This is a genomic window from Pseudooceanicola nitratireducens (assembly GCF_900109195.1).
GTDB classification, from domain to species: Bacteria; Pseudomonadota; Alphaproteobacteria; order Rhodobacterales; family Rhodobacteraceae; genus Pseudooceanicola; species Pseudooceanicola nitratireducens.
This window is the reverse complement of record NZ_FNZG01000009.1, coordinates 20,879-45,406: the sequence shown is the minus strand read 5'-3', so window position 1 is coordinate 45,406 and position 24,528 is coordinate 20,879. Positions and strand designations below refer to the sequence as shown.

The 24,528-nt window shown below is 61.8% G+C and carries 16 protein-coding genes; 6 read left to right on the top strand and 10 right to left on the bottom strand.

Annotated elements, in window-relative coordinates; translation table 11 throughout:
* Window positions 1-940, bottom strand: a 940-nt coding sequence (locus tag BMX99_RS18485) for an AAA family ATPase (protein WP_093455065.1), incomplete at its 3' end; no start/stop codon positions are given.
* A 517-nt stretch (window positions 941-1,457) separates the two neighbouring features.
* Here BMX99_RS18485 and BMX99_RS18480 point away from each other — a divergent pair.
* Window positions 1,458-2,447 (top strand): replication initiator protein A, encoded by a 990-nt coding sequence (locus BMX99_RS18480; RefSeq protein ID WP_093455061.1) that lies wholly within the window; start codon window positions 1,458-1,460, stop codon window positions 2,445-2,447.
* A 149-nt stretch (window positions 2,448-2,596) separates the two neighbouring features.
* On the top strand, window positions 2,597-4,096 hold the full coding sequence (locus tag BMX99_RS18475) for a hypothetical protein (protein ID WP_093455060.1): 1,500 nt from the start codon (window positions 2,597-2,599) through the stop codon (window positions 4,094-4,096).
* Window positions 4,097-4,104: 8 nt separating this feature from the next.
* Here the strand turns inward: BMX99_RS18475 and BMX99_RS18470 are convergent, their stop codons facing one another.
* From BMX99_RS18470 to BMX99_RS18455, 4 genes are all read right to left on the bottom strand, one after another.
* The gene (locus tag BMX99_RS18470; protein WP_093455059.1) at window positions 4,105-5,958 is read right to left on the bottom strand and encodes an acyltransferase family protein; all 1,854 of its coding nucleotides are present in this window, start codon (window positions 5,956-5,958) and stop codon (window positions 4,105-4,107) included.
* A gap of 43 nt (window positions 5,959-6,001) precedes the next feature.
* Entirely contained in the window at window positions 6,002-7,168 is a 1,167-nt protein-coding gene (locus BMX99_RS18465) for a nucleotide sugar dehydrogenase (RefSeq protein WP_093455058.1), read from the bottom strand.
* Between the two features lie 3 nt (window positions 7,169-7,171).
* Window positions 7,172-8,626: a mannose-1-phosphate guanylyltransferase/mannose-6-phosphate isomerase gene (locus tag BMX99_RS18460; RefSeq protein ID WP_093455057.1), complete on the bottom strand. Its 1,455-nt coding sequence runs from the start codon at window positions 8,624-8,626 to the stop codon at window positions 7,172-7,174.
* Window positions 8,627-8,845: 219 nt separating this feature from the next.
* A complete protein-coding gene (locus BMX99_RS18455) occupies window positions 8,846-9,055 on the bottom strand; it encodes a hypothetical protein (RefSeq protein ID WP_093455056.1) in 210 nt (69 codons plus the stop codon).
* Window positions 9,056-9,455: 400 nt separating this feature from the next.
* Between BMX99_RS18455 and xrtD the strand changes: the two genes are divergently transcribed.
* Window positions 9,456-11,069 (top strand): VPLPA-CTERM-specific exosortase XrtD, encoded by a 1,614-nt coding sequence (gene xrtD, locus BMX99_RS18450; protein WP_093455055.1) that lies wholly within the window; start codon window positions 9,456-9,458, stop codon window positions 11,067-11,069.
* Window positions 11,070-11,078: 9 nt separating this feature from the next.
* On the opposite strand, the gene BMX99_RS18445 is transcribed toward xrtD, so the two are convergent.
* Both BMX99_RS18445 and BMX99_RS18440 read right to left on the bottom strand, forming a co-directional pair.
* Window positions 11,079-12,152: a glycosyltransferase family protein gene (locus BMX99_RS18445; RefSeq protein WP_093455054.1), complete on the bottom strand. Its 1,074-nt coding sequence runs from the start codon at window positions 12,150-12,152 to the stop codon at window positions 11,079-11,081.
* Entirely contained in the window at window positions 12,149-13,468 is a 1,320-nt protein-coding gene (locus tag BMX99_RS18440) for a glycosyltransferase (RefSeq protein ID WP_093455053.1), read from the bottom strand. The genes BMX99_RS18445 and BMX99_RS18440 overlap by 4 nt, the downstream gene beginning before the upstream one ends.
* Window positions 13,469-13,486: 18 nt before the next feature.
* Between BMX99_RS18440 and BMX99_RS18435 the strand changes: the two genes are divergently transcribed.
* Window positions 13,487-14,620, top strand: a complete 1,134-nt coding sequence (locus BMX99_RS18435) for a sulfotransferase family protein (protein WP_093455052.1) — start codon at window positions 13,487-13,489, stop codon at window positions 14,618-14,620.
* A gap of 287 nt (window positions 14,621-14,907) precedes the next feature.
* On the top strand, window positions 14,908-18,381 hold the full coding sequence (locus BMX99_RS19785) for a calcium-binding protein (RefSeq protein ID WP_175480279.1): 3,474 nt from the start codon (window positions 14,908-14,910) through the stop codon (window positions 18,379-18,381).
* Window positions 18,382-18,464: 83 nt separating this feature from the next.
* Here the strand turns inward: BMX99_RS19785 and BMX99_RS18425 are convergent, their stop codons facing one another.
* On the bottom strand, window positions 18,465-19,274 hold the full coding sequence (locus BMX99_RS18425; RefSeq protein ID WP_254772009.1) for a WecB/TagA/CpsF family glycosyltransferase: 810 nt from the start codon (window positions 19,272-19,274) through the stop codon (window positions 18,465-18,467).
* 123 nt (window positions 19,275-19,397) lie between these two features.
* Here BMX99_RS18425 and BMX99_RS18420 point away from each other — a divergent pair, with 123 nt between their 5' ends.
* Complete coding sequence (locus BMX99_RS18420) at window positions 19,398-20,675, top strand: glycosyltransferase (RefSeq protein WP_093455050.1); 1,278 nt, start codon at window positions 19,398-19,400, stop codon at window positions 20,673-20,675.
* A gap of 56 nt (window positions 20,676-20,731) precedes the next feature.
* Here the strand turns inward: BMX99_RS18420 and BMX99_RS18415 are convergent, their stop codons facing one another.
* Window positions 20,732-21,685, bottom strand: a complete 954-nt coding sequence (locus BMX99_RS18415) for a glycosyltransferase family 2 protein (protein WP_093455049.1) — start codon at window positions 21,683-21,685, stop codon at window positions 20,732-20,734.
* A gap of 16 nt (window positions 21,686-21,701) precedes the next feature.
* Complete coding sequence (locus BMX99_RS18410; protein ID WP_170848870.1) at window positions 21,702-24,302, bottom strand: AMP-binding protein; 2,601 nt, start codon at window positions 24,300-24,302, stop codon at window positions 21,702-21,704.
* Window positions 24,303-24,528: the final 226 nt, after the last annotated feature.

Here is a 24,528-nt window from a genome sequence, read left to right as displayed (position 1 = left end):
GGATATCCGCCGCCGCCAGCCCGTTGATCGTGAGGTAGCCGAGGGCAGGGGGGGTATCGACGAAGATCACATCGTACTGATCCAGCACCCCGTCTTCTTCCAGCGTTTCGGACAGCGCATCCCATAGCTTCCAGCCGCGCGACTGCATCCGCCAGACGGGGATCTGGAATTCGGACCAATAGAGGTTCAGCTGGGCGCCGATCAGATCGATGTTGGACCAATGGGTCGGCCGGATGACATCCTTGGCCGTCATCTTCACCGCATCCTCCAGCGTCTCGTCCAGGGGGACCGGGGCCTCTCCGCGGTCGAGGCGCCGCTGGTTGTCGGATTGCAGGTGGCGGGCGTAGTGCCGGGCGAGCAGGGGGAAGACGGTGTCCCATTCATCCTCGACCTGGGCGCCGAAGATCGACGACATCGACCCCTGGCTGTCGAGGTCCACCACCAGCACCCTGTAGCCATCCAGCGCCGCCGACATCGCCAGATGCGCCGCGGTCGAGGTTTTGCCGACCCCGCCCTTGAAATTGGCCACAGCGACGATTTTTGCCGGCAGGCCTTCGGGGCGGTAGGGCAGGTAGTTCTTGGCCTTCGAGCCCTGCGATCCGAAGAAGGCGCGCAGCTGCAGCACCTCGTCAAAGGAGAACCACTTGGCGCCGCCCTCGGTTTCTGACGCGCCTTGGGGCAGGTCGGGGTTCTGGCGCAGCACGCGGCGGAAATGCGCGGGCGCGACGGGGATCAGGTACTTGGTGATCTCCCAGGTCGAGAAGGGGCGCAGACGGCGCGTCCCGTCCTCCTGCAGGCCCCTCTCGGCCAGGTCGGTGCGCCCGGCCCGGCAGGCCTCGGCTATGGCCGCAAAGCCCGCGGTTGTTTCGGATGCCCCCAATGCCTCCTGCGCCCGATCGGGCGAGAGGTTGAAATACGGAGGAAGGCTGTCACTGCTCATTTCACCCTCATGTCACATGTTTTCCTTAAGGTACGCCAAAAGGCGGTACATGCAACAATTATCGGGACATTAGCCTGATTTCCGGGGCTTTCTAAGCAAGGGAATGTGGTGGGCCGTGGCCTGGATACCACGTTTTGCGGGCCCCTGTCTTGTTAGATTCCTGTTATTTATTAGTTAAGGGGGGAGTGGCGCGCGGATTTTCCGGCCCATCCAGCTGACTCCAATGGGTTTTTTCCAAAGCCCGCCAGGACAGGTGACTCTGATCCCACGATAAGGCGACTCTGATCCCACGTCAGAGCGACTCTGATCCCACGATTCAAACCGGGCCCCGCCTGTGGACAAGTTGTGGACAGTCCGGGGGCCTCTGATACTCTGGGTGTCAATGAAACGACGAACCGGGCGATTCCCGGCGTCCAAGCAGCAGCAAATGCCTGATCACCGGAAAACCGGGGCGGGCGACCCGAGGAACAGGCATGATCCCGACGCGCATCCGGGGGGCTTCCCCCCGTTCAGGCCGATGAGCACCCCCGCGCCCGCGATGCGCGATTTCTTCGTCTGCGATTTCCTGGGCGCCGTGCCCAAGCATGACCTCGCCTCGATGGAGCATCCTCTGTTCTCGCTCTCTACCCGGCCGGACCGGCGGATCCTGGAGTACGATCACAACGGATGCCAGGTGACGATCACGCCCTCGGTCAAGGGGCGGGCGACGATCTTTGACGCTGACATCCTGATCTTCTGCATCTCTCAGCTGACTGCTGCGCTGAACGCCGGCCGCGCGGTCGCGCGCACCCTGACGCTGACCGCCCATGACCTGCTGAAGGCCACCGGGCGCGAGACCTCGGGCGACGGTTACAAGCGGCTGCGCGACGCCTTCGAGCGTCTGGCCGGCACCCGCATCACCACCAATATCGCCACCGGCCCGGCGGAAGATCCGGTCGAGACCACCACAGGCTTCGGGTTGATCGAAAGCTGGCAGATCGTGCGCCGCACGCGGGCCGGGCGGATGGTTTCGGTCTCCGTGACCCTGTCCGAATGGCTGTTCCGGGCGGTGCTGTCGAAATCCGTTTTGACCTTGAACAGAGACTATTTCTCCTTGCGCAAACCGCTGGAGCGGCGTCTTTACGAGCTGGCCCGCAAGCACTGCGGCCGCCAGCGCGACTGGCATGTCTCGGTCGAGGTGCTGTGCAAGAAGTCCGGCTCTGCCTCTCCGCGCCGGGTCTTCCGCGCCATGCTGCGCGAGATCATCAAGCGCGACGCCCTGCCGGATTACTTTTTTGAAGAGGTCGGCGACGACATCATCCGCATCACCCCCCGCCGCGTGGTCGACGACGGCCCCCAGCTGGCACCGTTGTCATCGGACGTGCTGGAGGAAGCCCGCGCCCTGGTCCCCGGCCACGACATCCACGCCCTGGAAGCCGAATGGCGCGCCTGGTGGGCGTCTTCGGGCCGCCCCAAGCTGCGCTCGCCCGGGCGGGCGTTTGTTGGGTGGCTGAAGACGCGGGGGTAGGGGCGGCAGTGTTTCGCGTGCGAAACGGGGGCTTGCCTCAGGAAGGTCTTGGTTCGGCCCCGAGGCTTTCCCGATGGTGTGGGATGAGGTAGGCAAAGCGCACCTGCGGGCCAGTATGAATTTCAGGAAGACGTTACCGGAACAAGAACATGTCCAACCTTCTGTCTTATATCGTCCTGTTTTCCTTTCCGTTCCTGGCCGTCATCCTCTTCAACCGCCTCGGCGCTACGAAAGGCATCATCTGGACGATCCTTGCCGGGTATCTGTTTCTGCCCGTTCGGCCTGTCATCGATCTGCCGGTTCCTGGCTTGCCGTATATCGACAAGACTTTTGTCCCGGCTCTTTGCGCCTTGATCCTTGTTGGCGTGGCGCAGCGTCGGGAATTGCGTTTGGCGGCCATTGCGAGGCGTAGAGCTGGCTCGGAAGGGCAACAGTCTCCGGACGGTGCCGAAACACCGGCCGAGCGGTCTCGTGGCTGGTGGCTTGTGAATCTACTGGTTTTCGTGGCGATCGCGGGACCCGTTGTGACGACTTTGACAAACGCGGAACCTCTGTTTCGTGGTGTTCGCACTCAAGCTGGCTTTCAACTGTATGACGCTGGACGGGCAGTCGTGACGGCGCTGGTGATGCTCATGCCGTTTTTTCTGGCACGGAAGTATCTATCCACGGTCGAGGCACACCGCGCGATTATTTGGGCCTTCGTCGTTGCTGTTCTCGTCTACATGCTCCTTTCTCTGTACGAAGTGCGAATGGCTCCAACTTTGAACCGTAAGCTTTATGGTTTTTTTGCTCACGACTGGCGGCAGCACATTCGCAGAGGTGGCTATCGTCCAATCTTATTTACGGAGCATGGCCTGAGGGTCGCGATCTTCCTTGCCATGGGGATCATCGCCACGGCGGTCTCTGCGCGGTTGCCGGAACAGGCGAAGAGGAAAACATGGCTTCTGTTGGGGCTAATTCCTCTTTTCATTGTGTTCTGGATGACCAAATCTCTGGGCTCTTTCATGATCGCATGTGTCTTCGTGCCGATTGCGCTTTTCGTGCCCATGAGAACACAGGTTTTGGTATCAGCCGTTTTTGCGCTGGTTATTTTGCTCTATCCAATGCTGCGTGGTGCGGGCTGGATCCCGGTCGACCGAATTGTGAGCTTTGCAGCTTCGGTTGAGGAGCAACGTGCTGAGTCGATGCAGTTCAGGCTGGAGAATGAAGACATCCTGCTCGAACGGGCAGCGCTGAAACCTCTGGCGGGTTGGGGCGGGCAAGGCCGTTGGCTTGTTTTTGACGAACGGGGGGAGAAGGAAAGCATTCCGGACGGACGTTGGGTCATTACAATCGGCCAGTATGGCTGGCTCGGCTACCTGTCAGAATTCGGGCTACTCACGCTATCGATACTCGCAATCGCCTGGAGGCGCAAAACCCTGGAAATTGGTGTGGCAACCGGTGGACTGGTGTTGATACTGACTGCCAACCTGATTGACCTGATCCCGAATTCCGGTCTGACGCCACTGACTTGGCTTGTCGCAGGAGCCTTGACCGGGTGGTATGAGCGCCAGCGGGCAGCTAAAGCCGTTCCGGAAAGAGCAAGCAAAACGCGCCAGCCTATGATGGAACGAAAATCCCTAGCAGCGACGCGGACACGCCGTATTTGAGCAGACTTTTAGTTGTCTTTGATCAAACTTCGAACGATCGGAACGAGGTATCTGGCCCCTTCCTGTGTCAGGTGCCCCCCGTCGACGGTCAGGATCAGGCCTTGGTCCGAGAAGGCACGACAGCTTGTGTGATCGCCCTCGCAGAAGGGATCCAGGAGTTCGGTGACCTTGTCCGACGGGACCACGTTCCGCATGTAGGCATTGATATTCACGATGTAATCGGCCGCGGCTTGCCGGAACTCCGGACGCGCTTCAATCGGGATGGCGAGGGCTGTCGGTAGATCGATCAGGCCAAAATGCTTCAACCCAAAGACCCGCACCTTGGCACCGTAGGTGGTTTCGAGATTTGAAATCGTCTCAGGCAAAAAGTCGATGACCCAAGTATTCCAGCGACTGACAAGCCAGATTTCGTCGGCTTCCTCCAGCAGCGGTTGCATATCGGGGTGGTCCAATCGCATCATGACCCGGCACCGCTCCTGTCGGAGGGGGGAAATGAGCTCGCTCAGATCGTCTTGCCCAAAGATGTTCCCACACTCGGAATTGATCCGTTTGGTTGAAAACTGGAATTCCTCATCCAGTCCAGCCTCCATCAGAATATTGAAAAAATCCCGTCCATAGCTGTCCCCGGCGACCACGATCTTGCGCCGGTTCGAAGTGTCGAAGGGGCGGAACTGGGCCGCGTTGAAGGCCAGTTCGCTATACTCTGGCGTCTGCTCAAACTGCTCCATCAGGGCCACGTCCTCCGGCGCATAGCGGTTGATGGCCCCCCGGCTCAGGACGATGGCCGCACCAATTGCGATGAAGGCCAGGCTGCCCGCAAGGGCCCAGCCAAAGATCTGCCGGCGGGTCAGGGCGCGGTTGCGGCGGACCGGGGTCTCGATGAATCGGTAGCTCAGCCAGCTAACCAGGAAGACCAGCGGCAAGCTGGCCAGAAGCGCCCATTCGTCCCCGTGTCCAGCATGGCGCAGGAAGGCAAAGATCGGCTGGTGCCAGAGATAGAGCGAATAGGACAGAAGCCCGATGAAGACGAAGGGGCGCGAGGCCAGAACGCCTGCCACCGGGTTACCGGGCAGACCGGCCAGGATGACCAGGGCCGTGCCCGCCACTGGCACCGCGGCCATGACGCCCGGAAAGATCGTCCGGCTGTCGAAGGCAAAGACCGACCACAGGATCAGTGCCAGGCCCAATGCCGCCAGGGCCGCCCCGCCAATACCGGGGAGGGGCGCGTGGCGGCGCAGCCAGACGGCGCAGGCCGCGCCGGTCAGAAGCTCCCAGATCCGCGACACGGGCAGGTAGAACCCGGTCTCGAAATGCAGACGTGTCAGATACCAGCTGGCAATCAGCGAAAGCAGGAAGACCCCCCCGAAGGCTCCGGCCTTCAGCCAGCGGGCCCGATGGGCGAGAAAGGCCAGGAGCGGCGGGAAGAAGATATAGAACTGCTCCTCGACGGCGAGGCTCCAGGTGTGGACCAGCGGCTTGAGGTCCGCGGCGGCCCCGAAATAGCCCCGCTCGCTCCAGAACAGCACGTTCGACACGAAGGTCGGCACGGCGATCAGGCTTTTGCCATAGGCCTCGAATTCGGTGGGCAGCAGGAAGATATAGGCGAAGGGCAGGGTGGCCAGCATCACCGTGAAAAGCGCGGGGAGGATCCGCCGGATCCGGCGTTCATAGAAATTCACGATCGAGAAATGGCCCGCCGCGATATCGCCCAGCAGCAGCGAGGTGATCAGGTAGCCCGAGATGACGAAGAAGACATCGACGCCGACATAGCCGCCGTGGAAGGGCGCGATCTCGGCGTGGAAGAGGATGACCGGCAGCACCGCAATGGTGCGCAGGCCGTCAATCTCGGGGCGGTATTTCACGGGTACTGCGTCCTTCCAGCGTCTCTAAATTAGCGGAATAGGCTCAATCCGCCCCGAACAAATCCCGGGTAAAGACCTTCCCCGCGACGTCTGACAGATCCTCCGTCGCGCGGTTGGCGACGATCACGTCGGCCTCGGCCTTGAAGGCATCCAGGTCCCGCACCACGCGGGAGCGGAAGAAATCCTCGGCCTCCAGGGCGGGTTCATAGACGATGACCTCGATCCCCTTGGCCTTGATGCGCTTCATGATGCCCTGAATGGACGACTGGCGGAAATTGTCCGATCCCGCCTTCATCACCAGACGATAGATCCCCACGACCTTCGGCTGACGCGCGACGATCTGGGCGGCGATGAAATCCTTGCGGGTTGTGTTCGCATCGACGATCGCGCGGATCATGTTCTGCGGCACCTCGGAGTAATTCGCCAGCAGCTGCTTGGTGTCCTTGGGCAGGCAATAGCCACCATAGCCGAAGGACGGGTTGTTGTAGTGCGACCCGATCCGCGGATCGAGGCCGACGCCGTCGATGATCTGGCGGCTGTCCATGCCGGCGGCCATGGCATAGCTGTCGAGCTCGTTGAAATAGGCGACCCGCATGGCGAGGTAGGTATTGGCGAAAAGCTTGATCGCCTCGGCCTCGGCCGCGCCGGTAAAGAGGGTGGGGGCGTCCTTCTTGATCGCGCCCTGCACCAGCAGATCCGCGAAGGTGCGGGCGCGGGCACTGTCTTCGCCGACGATGATGCGCGAGGGGTGCAGGTTGTCGTAAAGCGCCCGGCCTTCGCGCAGGAATTCCGGGGAGAAGATCACTTGGGTAGTGTCTAATTCGGCGGAAATCCGGTCGGTGAAGCCGACAGGGATGGTGGATTTCACGACGATCGTGGCCGTGGTGTTGACCGCGATGACCTGCTTGATGACGGTCTCGACGGACGATGTGTCGAAGTAATTCGTCTCGGGGTCGTAATTCGTTGGCGTGGCGACGATGACGTAATCGGCCCCGGCATAGGCCGCGGTCCCGTTGGTTGTGGCGCTCAGGTGCAGCGGCTTTTCCGCCAGATAGACGGAGAGCTCGTCATCGACGATGGGGCTGCGGCGGTCATTGACCGCGGCGACGCGGGGGGCCGAGATATCAACGGCCACGACATCATTGTGCTGGGCCAGCAGGACCGCGTTCGACAGACCCACATAGCCGATCCCGGCAACGGCAACTTTCATGGCTTATCCCTTCTCGCCCTGACCACGGGCATACATGTCCTCGTAGCGGACGATGTCGTCCTCGCCGACGTAGGATCCGGTCTGCACCTCGATCAGCACCATGGGCACCTTGCCGGGGTTCTCCATCCGGTGCACGGCCCCGAGGGGGATGTAGACGCTCTCGTTTTCGGTGACGAGCTTGACCTCGTCATCCACGGTGACCCGGGCCGTGCCCTCGACCACGATCCAATGTTCGGAGCGGTGGAAATGCGATTGCAGCGACAGCGAGGCGCCGGGATGCACCATGATGCGTTTCACCTGGAAGCGGCCGCCCACGACAAGGCTTTCGAACCAGCCCCAGGGGCGGTGATCCTTGGGGAAATGCGTCGCCTGGGAGGCACCCTTTTCCTTCAGCACCTCGACGGCCTTTTTGACATCCTGGGCGCGGGTCATGTCGGCCACCAGGACCGCATCGTTCATCGCCACGACCAGGGTGTTTTCCAGCCCGATTCCCACAACTTGGAGCCTTTCGCTGTCCGAGCGCAGCAGCGAATTCGAACAATCGATCGCCGAGGCCGCGCCGGATGTCACCACGCCCTCTGCATCCGGCCCCATCTCGCGCCAGACGGCGTCCCAGCCACCCAGATCGGACCAGGCACCGGCAAAGGGCACGACGGAAAGGTTCCGGGCCCGCTCCATCACCGCGTAGTCGATCGAGATATCCTCGGCCTCGCTCCAGGGGGCAGGGGCCAGGCGCAGGAAGCCCAGGTCGGTCTCGGCTTCGGCCACGGCGCGGCCGACGGGGCCGATCAGACCGGGGGCATGGGTTTCAAAGGCGGCCAGGATGTCGCGCGCACGGAACAGGAAGATGCCGGCGTTCCACAGGTAGGTGCCGGCTTTCAGCATCTCTTCGGCGGTGGCGAGGTCGGGTTTTTCGACAAAACGCTCCAGCGGGATCGCGGCACCGCTGCCATCGGGCGCGGCGGTCAGGTTAAGGTATCCATAGCCGGTCTCGGGGCGGTCGGGCGTGATGCCAAAGGTGACCAGCTGGCCCTGTTCGACGGCGCTCAGCCCCTGCCGGACGGCGGCGCGGAAGGCGTCACTGTCGGGGATCACGTGATCCGAGGGTGCCACCAGCATCACCGCCTCGGGGTCCCTGGCGGCCAGGTACAGCGCCGCGGCCAGAACGGCGGGCGCGGTGTTGCGGCCTTCGGGTTCGATCAGGATGGCCCCGGGGTCGATCCCCGCCTCGGCCAGCTGTTCGGTCACGATGAACCGGAAATCCGAATTGGTCATGGTCAGCGGGGCGGTGAAGTCCAGACCCTGCGCCGCCCCCGAGAGCCGCTTGGCCGAGGCCTGGAACAGGGTTTCCTGCCCGATCAGCGGCGCGAATTGCTTGGGGTAGCTTTTGCGGGACAGCGGCCAGAGCCGCGTGCCGGATCCGCCAACGAGAAGAACGGGGGTGATCTGCAAAGTCATCGTCCAAATTCAGCAAAGTGAGACGGCTCACGGGCCCTATGGCACCTGTGTAACCCGGTGGCGTCAACAAGGTAAATGATGTGAGGGAGGAGCCAGGGCAATTCCGGCTCAAATCAGGGCGTTTCCGGGAGGAGGCTTTGGAAAAGGCGGCGTCCCGGAAGAGGGGGGCCTCAGAGCCCCGGGCCGTTGCGCCTTTGCAGGCAGGGGCCTGTCCGGCGATCAGCGGGCGGGCACGGCCACAGGCATGGCGCGGGGCGCGCGCGGTCCGCGGGGGGCGGAGGCGATCAACATGGCCAGGATCAGCGTGCAGAGCGTGCCGACACCGGACAGAACCAGCAGTGCCATCAGCCAGGAGCTGCCCTGCGACAGGGCGAACCAGGCGGCGAAATACCCCGGAATGGTTCCTACAATCAGAATGATCAGCGGCATGGCCTGTCCTTTGCGCCTGTCGTCTCAGGTGTCGTCTTGGCTGCACTCGGGGCGATGGTCTGCCCCTCGGCAGTATCGAATAGACAGGTTGATAAAGGCCGAATTGTGACCCAGGGGGGGAGAGTTCGCGGCCCTTGATGGGTGATTCCCGGACCAATCCCCGCAGCCCGCCGGGCATTGTTTCTGAACCCGGGCCCGAAAAAGGCGCGGCATGCCGCCCTGCGGCGGAAAGGACCCGCTATCACGATAACTTTTGCCCGAATGGGCGCAGGGGGGCTGTTCTGAGGGGGCGTTGTCTTTATACTTTTGGCAAAATTATGCCGTCGTCCCTAAGCCTTCCGGATCCCGGAGGACCCTCGGGTTGCGGTCGTTCCGATTTATCAAAAGGTCACAGCTGAAGATGTCGCTTTCCCCCAACATGTCCTCGGATCCGTTGTCGCAGCGTCCTGCCATCGGGCAGTTCCTGAATGCCGGCCTTTTCTGGCTGATTGTCGCAACCCTGGGCGCGCTGGCGTTTTTCTGGAACGGCATCGATGCGCTGCTGGTGGCCTGGCAGCTGCCGGAATACAGCCACGGGCCGCTGATCCCGCTGCTGTCTCTGCTGCTGTTCCTGCGTCAGCTGAAGACCGAACCGGTGCACCTGGGCCCGCAGCGTGACCGCTGGCCGGGCGTGGTACTGCTGATCGTGGCCATGGGCTTTGGCATGCTGGGGAATTTCTCGGGCATCGACGACGTGGTGGCCTATGCGCTGATCCTCTGGGTGGGGGCGATCCTGCTGATCTCCTTCGGCTGGCAGCAGGGCAAGCATTTCTGGCCGCCGGTTCTGCACCTGGTCTACATGCTTCCGCTGCCCGGGGTGCTGTACTTCAAGCTCTCGACCTTCCTGCAGATGGTGTCGTCCGAACTGGGTGTCTGGTTCCTGCATGTGCTGGGCGTGACCGTCTTCCTGGAAGGCAACATCATCGACCTGGGCGTCTTCAAGCTGCACGTGGCCGAGGCCTGTTCCGGCCTGCGTTACCTCTTCCCGATCCTCAGCTTCAGCTACATCTTCGCGGTGCTCTACCAGGGGCCGATGTGGCACAAGGCGGTTCTGCTGATCTCGGCCGCGCCGATCACGGTCTTCATGAACTCGGTCCGGATCGCCATCGCCGGCATCATCGTCGAGAACTGGGGCATCGACCACGTCGAGGGCTTTTCGCATTTCTTCGAAGGCTGGGTCATCTTCATGGCCTGTGTGCTGATCCTGTTCTTCCTCGCCTGGCTGATGCTGTTCCTGCATCCGAACAAGCCCAGCCTGACCGAGGCGCTGGACCTCGAGACCTCGGGCCTGGGCACCCAGCTGGCGCGCGTGCGTTTCGTGCAGCCCTCGCTGGCGCTGATCGCCGGGGCGGTTCTGCTGATCGCCGGGGCGGCGGCCTGGCAGATGGCCCCCGAGGCCGAGACCCGCGTGCCCCCGCGCGAGCCCTTCGCGCTCTTCCCCCGTCAGCTGGGCGAGTGGCAGTCGACCGCACCGCGGGCGCTGGCTCCGAACGTCGAAAAGACGCTGGGGGCGGACGACTACCATTCGGTGCATTTCTTCAAACGTGAAGTCGAGGCCCCGGTCGAGCTGTTCATGGCCTGGTACAATGACCAGACCCAGGGCGGCACCCATTCGCCCGAGATCTGCCTGCCCGGTGCCGGCTGGGAGATCGCTTGGCTGGAACGTGTTGATATCGCGCCGGAAGTGGGCTTTGACGAACCCTTCATGCTGAACCGCGCGGTGATCCAGAAGGGCGAGGCCCGGATGATCGCCTATTACTGGTTCGAACAGCACGGCCGCCACGTGGCCTGGGACTTCGCCGCCAAGATGTATCTGCTGATCGACGGCTTCACCATCGGCCGCACCGACGGCGCGCTGATGCGCCTGATCACCCCGATCGGCCAGCACGAGACCGAGGCCCAGGCCGAAAAACGCCTGAAGGAGATGTTCCTTCTGACCGTCGACCAGATGCCCCGGTTCGTGCCGGGGCAGTGATCTCTGCGCTCAGGAATGTTCGAGGGGCAGGGTGTCTTGAACCAATCTCTCTATCTTGTCGGTCGTTACATCGAGTGAAAGCTTGCTCATGAAGAGGTCATGAGCTTTCTTTGCCATCTCGGTGCGTTTTGCATCAGATGCCAAAAGAGAGAGTGCTTCGGAAACCCAGACTTCCGGGTCGTTTGATACGACCCCACTTTCTCTGGTGAAAAAGGCTGAGTGATCGACTTCGTCAGAAGTGATGACCGGAACGCGGGCTGTCAGATAGGCAAGAATTTTGCCGAAGGATTTGCCTCGACTGAACTCAGACTCGATCGAAATGGGCGAGAACCCGATTACCGTATCCCCCAAGGAGCGGACAAAGGCGTCGTAGTCCATGAAAGGCATCCACTGAACTGATACTCCCCGGCGTTCGAGGTAGCGGCTTCTTCCACCGTCCTGGCTGGCGTCCCCTCCATAGAGTCTGAGGGTAAGCCCCTGTCTCTCTTTCGCGATAGTCTCCATTACCGAAACGACAAAGTCGAACTCTCTGGGGTAGTTGATCGGATTGGATTGAGCCCAGGTCAAAATCTGGCGGCGGTCCTTGTGAGCGGGCCAGTTCGCCTCCATGGGACGAGAGCCGGTCCAGACCACGTGCGTATTCGGATTGTGCTCTCGGCACCAGTTCGCCACGTAGCGGCTACCGGCCATGACCGCGCGGGCTCCGGTAACATCTTCCCGAATGCGGCTCACAAGATTGGGATCAACAAAATCCGCATCATCTAGATCGTAGATATAGGGCGTTCCCGCAAAAAAATGGGGATAGTTCTGATCGTCGCGCGACTTCAGCAGGATCACCAGATCAGGGCGATAGATCCGGGCTACACGACGGCGCTGAGCCGGTTCCAGTTGCTTGGGGAGCACGAGACAATTCCACCCCCTCTTGCGCAATTCGTCAGCGATCTCGTAGCTGCGGAGAAGGCCAGCAAACTGCTTTCCGGTTGAGGGGACAAAAAGCAGCCTTCCCTTTCCGGATTTGAAAGAGCGTGCATAAAGCGCGAGTTCGCGTGCGCGATGCATCAGAAAACGAGGAAGAGACTTCATATTTGGTGCGGCCGCGGTTCGAAAAGAAAACTCATGTCAGAGATAAACGAAGTGCCTGAAAGATAATCTGCGCATCGCTCGTAGGCGTTTATCGCGAGCCTCTGCCGCAGGTCATCATCAGCCAAGGCACGCTGGACAACGTCTTCCAAGTCCGAAAAATCCCATTTCACGGGAAGATAGGTTTCCTCGGGAACATAGAGATCTGGCAGAGTGTCCAGATGATCCATGTCGGGCTTGATCAGCACGGCTCCCGTCTGGAACGCTTCGATGTCCCGCCAGCACAGCTCTCCATAGCCAAATGGGCTAAAACAGAGACGAGAGCGGCGCATTTCGTCCATGTACACCTTGTAGTTCACTCTTTCGGCAGAAGAGCGGGTTACGCCAGGCAGGGCATTGGTGCGTTGCAGGGCGTCTTCGCGCATGGCGCTGTACCAAGGTGTGCCCTTCTTCCCGAGACGGGTCTGCATATCCAGCGCTCGACCTGCTTGCTCAGGCACCTGTCCTTTCGGGAAATGGCCCAAGAATTGTGGTGCAGTCAGGAAGTTCGGACTAAGCCTCAACTTGGCGAGAATGCTTGATGGAACCTGCCAGTCCACCGGCTCGGCAGAGATGCCATAAAGATCCCCATAGTATTGGGTCAGATTGGTATCTCCACGAAAGGCTACGAGATGCTGCTCGCGTTCCTTGAAGAAGGACTTCTTCAAGTACCAGTCGATGTAGGGGTCAACAGCCTTTGCCAGGCGGAGATCATTGGCTGCATAACTGTCCAGAAAGCCGATGACTGCTTTCGGGTTCACTTCTCGCATATGAGCGAGACGCTCTGACAGAAGATCTGGGGATGTCGTGAACCACGGCCCAACCAGAATGGTATCTGCCTGTCTATGTATGGCGCATTCCTGATTCAGGAAACGGTCCACGGGCACGGCCCTGATTTGGGTGCCATAGGCCTGTGCCAAAGCCCTGCGCCAAGCGATAAAAGGATAGACCTGAACAAAGCTGATTTCAGCCGGATTGTAGTAGATCAGCAACCTATGTTGCTCGGACGTGCGGCGTGAGAAAGGGCGGGCCAGATAGGACTGAACAGCCGTGGACAAACCGCGCCTGAAAACGAACCGAGAAAGAAATGCATCCATGAAATCGACCAGTTGCACCCTGTTGTTGATGCATCCTTTTCGGTTATCGTGGTAGGGGCGCAGAACCGACCGGTCAAGGCAACCCTCACGGTTCCCGACGTCTTCACAGATTTTTAACGATAAACGCGTCTTATCCACCCCGGTGGGAGTGCCCTGCAGGCGGGAACAGCCTGTATCGCGCATAGCGAATGGAGCACTGCCATGTCCGTCCTACTCTCGCCCCGGCCGCAGGCGAAGGAACACAGCCCCCTGACCGATCCGATCGATGACCTGATCTGGTCCGACACCCTGCCCGAGGCCCTTGCCGAGACGTTACCCGAGGCGCTCCCTCAAACGGGTCCCCAGCCCCCCGCTCGGGAAGAGCCGCCGGCAAGGACCCCCGAGATGCTGGCCGCAAAGCTGGACCCGGTCTTCATCTACGGCGCGCTGCGCTCGGGCACGACGATGTTCCGGCTGATGCTGGATCAGCATCCGAAAATCGCCAATCCGGGAGAGGTGGATTTTCTTTTCGATCACCTCCTGCCCAGCAACATGCATCCAAGCGGCTGGCGCTATGACCGCCCGGCGCTGCTGCAGAACCGGATCTTCTTGGCGCAGGACCTGACCCTTGATCCTAATCTGGACGGGCTGGACCTGCTGGAGGACATGATCCGCCAGATGCGCGTGCGGCTGAGACGGGGCCAGGTGCTGACCCTGAACATCCACCGCAACCTGCGGCTGGTGAACTGGATCTACCCCGACGCCCGGCTGATCCATGTGCTGCGCGATCCGCGCGATGTGGCGCGGTCCTCGGTGGCCATGGGCTGGGCGCATCATCTTTATCATGCCGTCGGACACTGGATCGAGGTCGAGAGCGACTGGGACTGCGTCGCCCCCTGGCTGGTGCCGCAGCAGGTGCTGACCCTGCGCTATGAACAGCTTGTCCAGACCCCGAAAGAGGATCTGCGCCGCGTCTGTGGCTTTCTCGGGCTGCCCTGGGACGGGGCGATGCTGCGCTATGCCGAGACCAGCACCTATGACGCGCCGGATGCCAGCCTGATCGCCCAGTGGAAGACCCGCTGCGACCCGGACCAGATCGCCCTGCTCGAGGGGCGGGCCGGCACCCTGGTCACCGCGCGCGGCTATGCGGTGACGGGCCGGGCGCGCCGCCCGTCCCTGGTCGAGCGGAGCGGCATGGGGATCTCGGAAAAGCTGCACCTTTGGTTGCACGGCGCGCGGACCTACGGGGCCGGCACCTTCCTGGCCGAGAAGCTGACCCGCCTGGCCCGGCTGCAGGGCCCGCATGGCCGCCTGCGCCTGCGGATGAACCAGACAGACACGCTCAGGTTGAAGTAAGAATCCCCCGAATCAACCCTTGGACCCCTTTGCGCAGGATGCTGCCCAGAGGGGTCTTCTTGTTTGTGGCGGGGGTCAAACTGGCGGAAACTGCCGCAAAACAGGGAAAGGTAAGTTTCGCGCTTACGTTTGGTCATCCGGTGTTTCCGGGCAGCGAACGATGCGTTCGCCCTTCGTGAACATATTGGTTTTACCCAATAAATACGTGCGAAACTTGAGTGGCATTGATGTGGCCGAACACATTAAGGTCACACAATGATCAAGCCAGCGCACCAATCGGAAGAAAAATGAGCATCAAGACAAACGATCACTCGGGCCGACCTTGGCAGCTGCTGAAGACAGCGTTCATGGGGGCCCTCGCAGGAGCGCTCTTGATGACGACGACGGCAGAGACCTTGGCAGCAGGCATCGATCCTCTTTCCGCAGACGTGGCCTATGGCAACGACAACCCGACGCTCGCCTACGGGCTGGCACCAGAAAACTACTGGTCGCCCGGGATGCAGTATCTCGATCTGACAAAAAGCACGCCCTGGCTTGCCGTAATCAACAACGAATGGGCTGCTATCCGTGAAGCCGAGTTAATTGAGGAAGAGTACATCACCGAAACGGGCGAAATCCTAGCCATCCCGGAGGGTGGAAAGCTGGGTATGCACTGGACTGCCGTTGAAGGTCGCGCGGGAACCTATGTTCTGAATTACGAGGGTACCGGAACGATTAAGATCTCCGGAGGAACTATCCTGTCAGAAGAAAATGGCAAGATCACCTTCACTTTGGACAGCGAAAGCAATCTGCAGGTCTGGGTGACTGCGACAGATCCTGCAGGGTCTGGCGATTTCGTTAAGAATATTTCAGTTGTGCGAGAGGAGTACGTGGAACTTCTTGAACTCGGCGCGACTTTCAACCCCGAATGGTTGGCGCTGATCGAAGACGCGCGTCAGATCCGCTTCATGGACTGGATGAAGACGAATAACTCAAAAACCGTATCATGGGAAGATTATAACGGCGCCAGCGTTGAAGACATGGTTAAGCTAGCCAATGAAACAGGGGCCGACCCTTGGTTCAATATCCCTCATATGGCCGATGAAGCGTTTATTCGCGAATTCGCCATATATGTGCGGGACAATCTTGATCCAGAGCTTCAAGTGCGTGTCGAATATTCAAATGAGACTTGGAACTACGCTTTCGACCAGACGCAGTGGTTGATGGAACAAACCAAAGCGGAATGGGGTGAAGACGGGAACATCTACAACAAGACACTCAATTACCAAGTTAAGAAAGCGGTCGAGACGGCTCTGATCTGGGAAGAAGTCTTCGGGGACGAAGCTGATGCTCGGTTGGTGAATGTTATTGGTTCGCAATCTGGCCCAAACTCGGCAGAGAAACTTCTTTCTGCTTCAGTCTGGAAAGCCAATGATCCGGATTCCTTTGTCGATCCCACAACAGTTTTCGAAGAAGTGGCGGTGACGACGTATTTTGGTAGCCAAGTTGTTACTGGCGAGAGGGTTCGTGCGGATCTGATTTCCCAGATTTTGGATCCAAACGTAAACGCGACGAAGTGGCTGGCGGAAAAGCTGATGGATCCGAGCTTTGGAGGCTCAATCCCGGCAAAGCTAGAGCTACTTAAAGACGCAAACGACATCATTGAAAGCTACGGGCTGAAGATGGTTGCCTACGAAGGCGGGCAGCATGTGCACCACAGCTTTGCAGTCCGCGGACTGACGGATACTGATATCTCTGTGTTGACGGACTTCATGATCGATTTCGTCCGCAGTGAAGAAATGGCTAACCTCTATCAGGCTCTCTGGGATGGTTGGGCTGAAATCAGCGAAAATCCTTTCATGCAATTTGGTGACGTGCAAAGCACGAGCAAGACTGGGTCCTGGGGACTCTACACGTCGCTTGATGACAGTACACCTCGCTCTGAAGTTCTAGAGTACCTTAGCCAAACCACCGACCCCTGGTGGGATGCCGTCGGCGGCATGCACTACCAGAACGGTGTGACCCTGATCGGGACCGACGAGGGCGAAATCCACATGGGTTCGGCTCAGGAGGATTACCTGGTCGGCAAGGGCGGGGACGATGTCTTTGTCCTTGGGCTCGGCGATGATGGGGCCCATGGTGGCGACGGCTATGACGTCGTGGTGATGCGCGGTGCGCTGGCGGATTATACGGTCACCAAGGATGGCAACGTCGTCACGGTCGAAGGCCCCGAGGGCACGGACACGCTGGTCGAGGTGGAAGCCATCCGCTTCAGCAGCGGCGAGGTTCTGGACCTGACCACGATGCAGTCGGAAACTGGCATGGGTGAAACCCCGAATGTCCCGGAAACCCCGGTGGAAGAGCCGGAAGCCCCGGTTGTCATCGAAGAACCGACCCCGACCCCGGTCGAGGAAGAGGCCAAAGGCCCCGTGGTCTTCGAAAAGTCTGAAGTGGTGGCCAATGCGACCGAGGTCTCCGAGACCGGAACCGTTTCGCTGACGAGCACCGGTGGTCTGGCGATCCATGCGATCAACAGCTTCTCGGCCCTGGGCAAGGAACTGGGGCTGAGCGCGGGTGGTCATGACTATGTCGTCTATGAACAGGACAAGATGGTCGACTTTGACGGGATCTCCGTTGCGGCCTCCTATTACTCGGTGCAGGAAGCCCTGACCGGCAAGGCCGGTGCAAGCCTTGGTACCAGCGCGCTCGACGTGGCGATGCAGTTCGGCTCGGTCGTGACCGGCGCGACGTCGGCCATGGTCGGCAGCGCCTATGGCGACAACTACCAGGGTCGTGACGCGAATGATCATTTTGCCGGTGCCGATGGTGACGACTACATTGCCGGCAATGGTGGCGACGATCTGCTGATCGGAGGCAACGGCAATGACAAGATCTTCGGTGGCGACGGCGCAGACGTCCTGCTTGGCGGGGCCGGCAACGATTATATCGACGGCGGCGAAGGCATCGACCTGCTGCGCCTCAGCGGCACGATCGAAGATTACCGCATCGTCGAGACCGACGGCACGACCTATACGATCACTGGTCTCGAGAACACCGACACGGTGGTGAATGTCGAACAGGTCGCCTTTGACGACGGCAATATCGTGGCCATCGGCGATCTGCTGATGCAGGAGGCACAGGGTCCGTCCTACGCCGATCTCTTTGCCCAGCTGAGCCAGAGCGACAGCGGGCTGACGATCCAGGGGATCAACCGCTTCACGGCGCTCGGCAAGGAGCTCTACATGACCTCCGACACCAAGGCCTATGTCTCGACCGACAAGGGCGCGACGGCCGACTTCGATGGTGTGACCCATGGGGCCAATTACTGGACCTTGCAGGAAGGTATCGCCGGTCGCGGCGGGGCTGCCCTGGGTGACAGCGTCCTCGAGGTGGCCGAGGCCTTTGGTGACGTGCTGAACGATGTCGAAGCCGTCGTTGGCAGCACCCGGAACGACCTGTTCCTGGGCCGTGAGTTCGATGACATCTTCTACGGCGGCAGCGGCAATGATGTTATGCGGGGCGGTGCCGGCGACGACACTGCGCTCTTCTCGGGTAGTGCCTCCGGCTATCACCTGTCCTTCAACGGTAATCAGTTCGTGGTGACCGGCGCGGATGGTTATGACCGCCTGAGCGATGTCGAAACCCTGCTCTTCGAAAGCGGTGAGCGGTACGATCTCGACACCCTCGGGTCGCGCCTGGGCTATTCCGGCGGCCTCTCCTTCGACGTGGATCTCTTCACCGTCGCGGCCGACAGCATCGTCGACATGGGCCTTTTCGCCTGAGTTAGAGCCGAAAGCGAAAACAAAACCCCCGGAGAATCTCCGGGGGTTTTTGCATGCAACAGCCCTAACAAAGCACCGCGGATCTAGCCCCGGTCCCGTACCGCCGTTGCGCCCAGTTCCGGCAGGATGGCGAAACAGGCCCCATAGCGGGCCGCCATGCGCCGGGGATTGCCCATCATGCGCCAGAACCATTCCATCGCGATGCGCCGCACCCAGGCCGGGGCCCGCGTCTGGTGACCGGCGATGAAATCCACCCCCGCCCCGACCGAGGCAAAGCCGCAACCCGGCACCAGCTCGGCCGCGCGGGCGGCAAGACGTTCCTGCTTCGGCGCACCAAGCGCCAGGAAACACAGACCCGCCCCGCTCTCGCGCAGCTCGCCCAGCAGGCGGGCCGCGTCATCGCTGTCGGGATCGAACCCCATGGGCGGAGAGATCTTCGACACCACCTTCAGCCCCGGATGCTGCGCCTCGAGCCGGGTCGCCGCCAGGTCCAGGCTGTCCTGGGTCGAGCCGAAAAGCGCCACCCCCCGGCCCGTCTGCGCGGCCAGGGCGCAGAGCGGCTGAACCAGCTCGGATCCGGGGATCAATTCAACCCGATAGCCCGCAAGCCGGCACAGCCAGACGATCGGATTGCCATCGGCCACCACGTGGCTCTGCGCCAGATAGGCCCCGCGGAAAGCGGGATCGCTTTTCAGCTTCACCGCGTGATCCAGGTTCAGCGTCGCCAGCGTGAACCCTTCCTTGCGTTCCATCCGCCCGCCCAGATCCTCAAGCAATTCCTTCCGCGTCGGCACGGTGATCCGCACCGCATCCTCCGGAATGGGGCCGGGTCCGTTTCCGGATCCGAAATGGATGATCTGCCGCCCCTGCTCTGTTGCCGAAATACCCGTCAAATATCCTGCCTCTTCCCCGGCGCGTCGCTGCAATGCGGCTTTGGGTATACAGCGGATCGGCAAACAGGGTAAGACCATTGCGACAAAGAGATTTTGACTGACTTTAGACGATCCGGGAATTGCATGAGCGACACGGAACAGGGCCATCACAGCGCACCAGAGGCCTCTGCTGCCCCAATCGCCTATCTGACCGGCGAATACCCCAAGGTCTCCCATACCTTCATCGAGCGTGAGATCTTTGCCCTGCGCAAGCTGGGCCTCACCGTCGAGACGATGACCATCCGGCGCACCGCCGAAAAAGACGTCGTAGGCCCGATCCAGGCCGAGGAACAGCGCAACACCTTTTCGGTTCAGCAGGCGGCAAAGCGCCCCATGACCCTGATCAAGTCGCATCTGGCGCTGCTCAAGGCGGATGCCGGGCGCTGGTTTCGTGCCATGGGCCTGGCGCGGCGTACCTGTCCGCCGGGGCTGAAAGAAGCGCTCTGGCAGGTGTTCTACTTTCTCGAGGCGGGCGTGTTGGCGCAGCGGCTGAAGGATCGCGGCATCCGCCACCTGCACAACCATTTCGCCAATTCCAGCTGCACCGTCGCCATGCTGGCGTCCGAGATGTCGGGCGTGCCCTTCAGCTTCACCCTGCACGGGCCGTCGATCTTCTTCGAGCCGCGCAAATGGCGCATTGACGAAAAGATCGCGCGGGCCTCTTTCGTCGCCTGCATTTCGCATTATTGCCGCGGCCAGGGGATGATCTTTGCCGATCCCGCCCATTGGTCGAAGATGAAGATCGTGCACTGCGGGATCGAGCCCGAGCGCTACGGCCATGCCGACCGTTCTGCCCCCGGCAAGCACCTGATCTTCGTCGGGCGGCTGGCCCCGATCAAGGGTGTCTCGGTCCTGCTGGATGCCTTCGCCCGCACCCGCGCGGCCCATCCCGACGGCCATCTGACCATTGTCGGCGACGGCGAACTGCGGGCCCAGCTGGAGACCCGCGCAAAGGCTCTATCCCTGGGGAATTCGGTCACGTTCACCGGCTATCTCTCGACCGAAGAGGTCGCGGCCCAGCTGGATGCGGCCGACATCTTCGTGCTGCCCTCCTTCTCGGAAGGGGTGCCCGTGGTGCTGATGGAGGCCATGGCCGCCCGCATGCCCGTCATCGGCCCCAAGGTCGCCGGCGTCGAGGAACTGGTCGAGGACGGCGTTTCCGGCTTTGCCGTGCCTCCGGGCGACGCGGACACCCTGGGCGCGCGCATGGTCGAACTGATGGAAAGCGCTGACCGCCTCGCCGCCATGGGCACCGCCGGCCGCGCCAAGGTCGAGGCCAATTTCGACACGGTGAAAGAGGCCCGGCGCATCGCCCGTTTCATCGAAGATATTGACGCCCGTGAGGGTGCGGTGATCCGTTAGGCCACCGTCCGGGCCAAGTTTCTGGCCAGAATTAGGACCAGAACTCAGGCCGGACTTCAGACCAGCACGGCTTTAGGGGCCAAGCGCGCCTCCCAGACCGGGGTCTGGCGGGCGACCACCTCGGCGGTGGCGCGGGATTTGCCGACCACCAGGGCGCGGCGCTGGTAGGCGCGGATGAAGGCGCGCAGCTCGGGATCATCCAGCTGCGGGGTGCCGGACAGGGCCGCCTTCACATAGCCCCACCATGTGGCAATCCCGCCCGTCAGATAGGGCGGATGCGCCATGCGGAAAATGCAGGTGGCGGTGAAGAAGAAGAAATCCGAGCCCATGAAATACTGACCAAAGCCATGGCGGCGGCGGCCCGTGTAGACCGACTTGTGGCTGGTCCCCATGGGGCGGAGGTGTTCGAACTCCAGCTCTGCATCGGCAAAGGAACAGGCGATCCAGCCCATCTGGCGCGACTTGTGACAGTCGATCGCGTCCCACATGACCTCTCGGACAAATCCGCCGATCTCTTTGAAACACTGCACGCGGTAGAACTTGGTCATGCCAACCGACATCTCGTCGCCGCATTTTTCCGAGATCCGCGCGCCATTCAGGGTAAACCAGGGCTTGCCCGAGCAGGACCCGATGCGCGGATTGGCCTCCATCCGGTCCATGAGGCCGGCGAAATAGCCCCTGGGCATTTCCAGATCGAGGTCGAACTTGCAGATGTAGTCGTAGGCGTCGATGTCGATCTGATCGAGCCCGAAATAGAAGGCCTCGATCACGCCGGGGCCGACAGCGCGGCCGCCGCGGTCGGGTTTCGACACCACCCGGATCCAATCGTGCTGCGCGGCATATTCCGCCAGGATCTGCGGGGTTTCATCGGTGGATCCATCGTCGATGATCAGCCACAGGGTCGGTTGTTCGCTCTGCGCCACCACGCTGTCGAGCGTGCGGCGCATGAAATCGGCCTCGTCCCGGCAGGGGGTGATCAGGGCGTAGCGGCGGGAAGGGGATGTGGTCATGGAAAGATGATCCTGCTCAGAAATAGACCCTGTAAAGGCGATGTCCGGCATATCCGATGCCGATCAGGAACGCCCCGAGGGGAAGAAGTAGCGCCAGAGGCGAGATGAGGCCAAGCGACAGCAGCAGGGTCTTCAGCGGGATCACCACCTGCTGGCCGACATAGATCGGCAGGGCCAGGCCGCCCATGACGATGCCAAGTTTCAGCAGCCCGCGCAGCCCCGACCAGAGCCCGTGCCAATGGCGCAGAAGGCCGATGAAGCCGCCCAGAAGCAGCAGCGCGAAGGCCGCGTAGAACAACAGCCCCACGGCCGAGGTATAGGTCACGCCGGCCCGGCTGCGCAGATCAGAAAGCCCGACGCTCTCGGCCACGATGAAGCCGCAGAAAAGCGCGCCTAGAATGCCGCCCAGACGCAAGAGGGCGGCCGCGCGGGCGGTTTCGGGGTGGCTGTGCAGCCAATAGCCCGCGGCCATGCCCAGAAGGACCATCATGCCCATCTTGAAGACACTGTATTGCGCGATGGACATCAGGCGCACCCATTCCAGGGGCGACTGAAGCTGTTCATTGCCGAACCCGGCCTCGGCCACCTGCCAGCCCAGCCAGAGCAGCGGCGCTGCCAGCAGAAGCGCCGGGATCGGGTCGCGCATCCGCGCAAAGGGCGGTAGCCAGAGCGGCATGGTGCCAAGCGCCAGCGCATAGAAGGCCAGCACGTTGAAGAACATGTTCGACAGGCTCAGCCCGGTCAGCGTGCCGCCGCCGCGCAGCAGAAGCCCCATGCGCAACGCCACCACCAGGCACAGCCCGCCAAAGACCAGGGCAAAGGACAGGCGGGCGCGTTTCAGCACCGTATCGGGCCGCACCCGGTAGGTCGGCAGCATGTAAAGCCCGACCCCCATGCCATAGACCATGGCAAACCCCGGGGTGCCCATGCGGTAGAAGACCATCAGCATGTCCTCGAACCAGGATGGCGTGGGCAGGCGGGCGAAAAGCCCCGGCCCCCAATGCGACAGAAGCAGCGTCACCACCATGAAGGCCCGTGTCAGGCTCAGCGCCCATTGGCGCACCGTCTGGTCGGGCAGGGGGGCGCGGTGCAGGGTCTCTCCTGCAGCGGCACCGGCAGGGTCCGACAGCACGGCCACCTGGGCCAGCGGCTGGCCTTCCAGGGTGGCGCGCACCGCCTCGCGGCTCAGGCCCGCGCCCTCCATGCTCAGGCTGACGTGGATCGAGCTGAGGGAATCCCCGCCGAGATCATAGAAACACTGATCGGGATGCACCTGACCCACGCCCATGACCCGGCGCCAGATGGCGGCGATCGCCTCCTGCTCGGGGGTCAGGGTCACTTCGCCATCGCCCGACGCGCCAGCCAGGGGACCCGCCGGCACCCAGGCCTCGCGCAGGGCGGCGCGGCGCAGCTTGTTGGTGCCGGTGCGGGGCAGGGTTTCAACCTGCGTCATATGCACGACGCCACCGCCGGACACCGATTTGCCGTCCAGCACCACGCGGGCGGCGGCCTCGATCAGCGGGGCCTTGGCGGCGATCGCCTCTTCCACGGCGACCAGCAGCACCTCACCGCGCATCGGGTCTTCGACGCCGGTGACGGCAAAGCGATCGTCCACGCCGCTGACCATCCCGGCGATCTCACGTTCGACCGCCTCAGCGGCGATCTTGATGCCCGAGATATTGATCTGGTCGTCGAGCCGCCCGAGGAAATAAAGATGGCCGTCGCGGATCTCGCCCTTGTCCTTGGTGATCAGCCAGCCCTCGGGGGTGATCAGCGGATCGAGCCCGCCATCGGGGGCCAGAATGCCAAGCGCCACGTGATCGCCCTTCACGCAGATCGCGCCATCGTCACTGATCCGCACGCCCACGGCACCGTCCACTGGCCCGACCGAGCCAAGAGCATCCGCAGGGGCCGCCGAAATATCCAGGAAGGTCGAGCGCGAGGCCTCGGTCAGACCATAGTGCTGGACGATCCGCGCCTTCGGGAACAGATTGCGCATCGCCTGCTTTTCCTCGGCCGACATGAACTGACTGCCGATCTCGATCCAGCGCACCCGGTCGGCCACGGGGGCCAGGGCCTGAGGGTTCGCAAGGATCACGCGCCACAGGCTGGGCACGGCGGAAATGGCGTTGATCTCTCCGGCGTCAAGCATGCGGCGGATTTCACCGGGATCGAAGTTGGCGGGGATATAGGCCTGCCCCCCGGCGGTGGCCACGGCGCGGGCCCGGCCCAGGCCAAAGGAATAGGTCACCGGCACGCCGATATATTCGCGGATCTCGTCGGTCACCTGCATGACGTCGTTCAGCCGGTCCACCACATCCGCAAGGTTGCGGTGGCTCAGCACGATGGCCTTGGGCAGGCCTTCGGTGCCCGAGGAAAACACCACCTGTGCGGGGGCATCGCTGCGGATGGGGGTAAAGCTTTCGGTGACCCAGCCGGGGCCCGATGCGCCAAGCGCAACCCGCGTCGCCGTGGCAAACCGCGGATCATCGGCGGTATCGGCCCGCTGGATCGCGAAGGGCTGACCCTTGGCATAAAGATCGAAGACGCGGCGCACGAATTCCGGAGAGCTCTTGGCCGCGACAACCAGAAAATCCTGATCGGTGAAGGTCGTCATGCTGGAGGGCAAGTGTCTCGGCCCGAATTGTTCATGCTCAAATCTGCCCCGGTCCTTATGTGACCGGGTTGCTGCGGCATAGCATAGCTGCCCCCGGCCCGTCACCCTGTTTGGTCTGGCGCATGGCCCCGTGTTGCGGAAGATGCCCTGAATTCCGGCGGTTGGCCATGGAGCCCTGCCAGGATCAGCCCCTGCGGACCGGAAAAAGGCTGTCGCAGTCATGGAA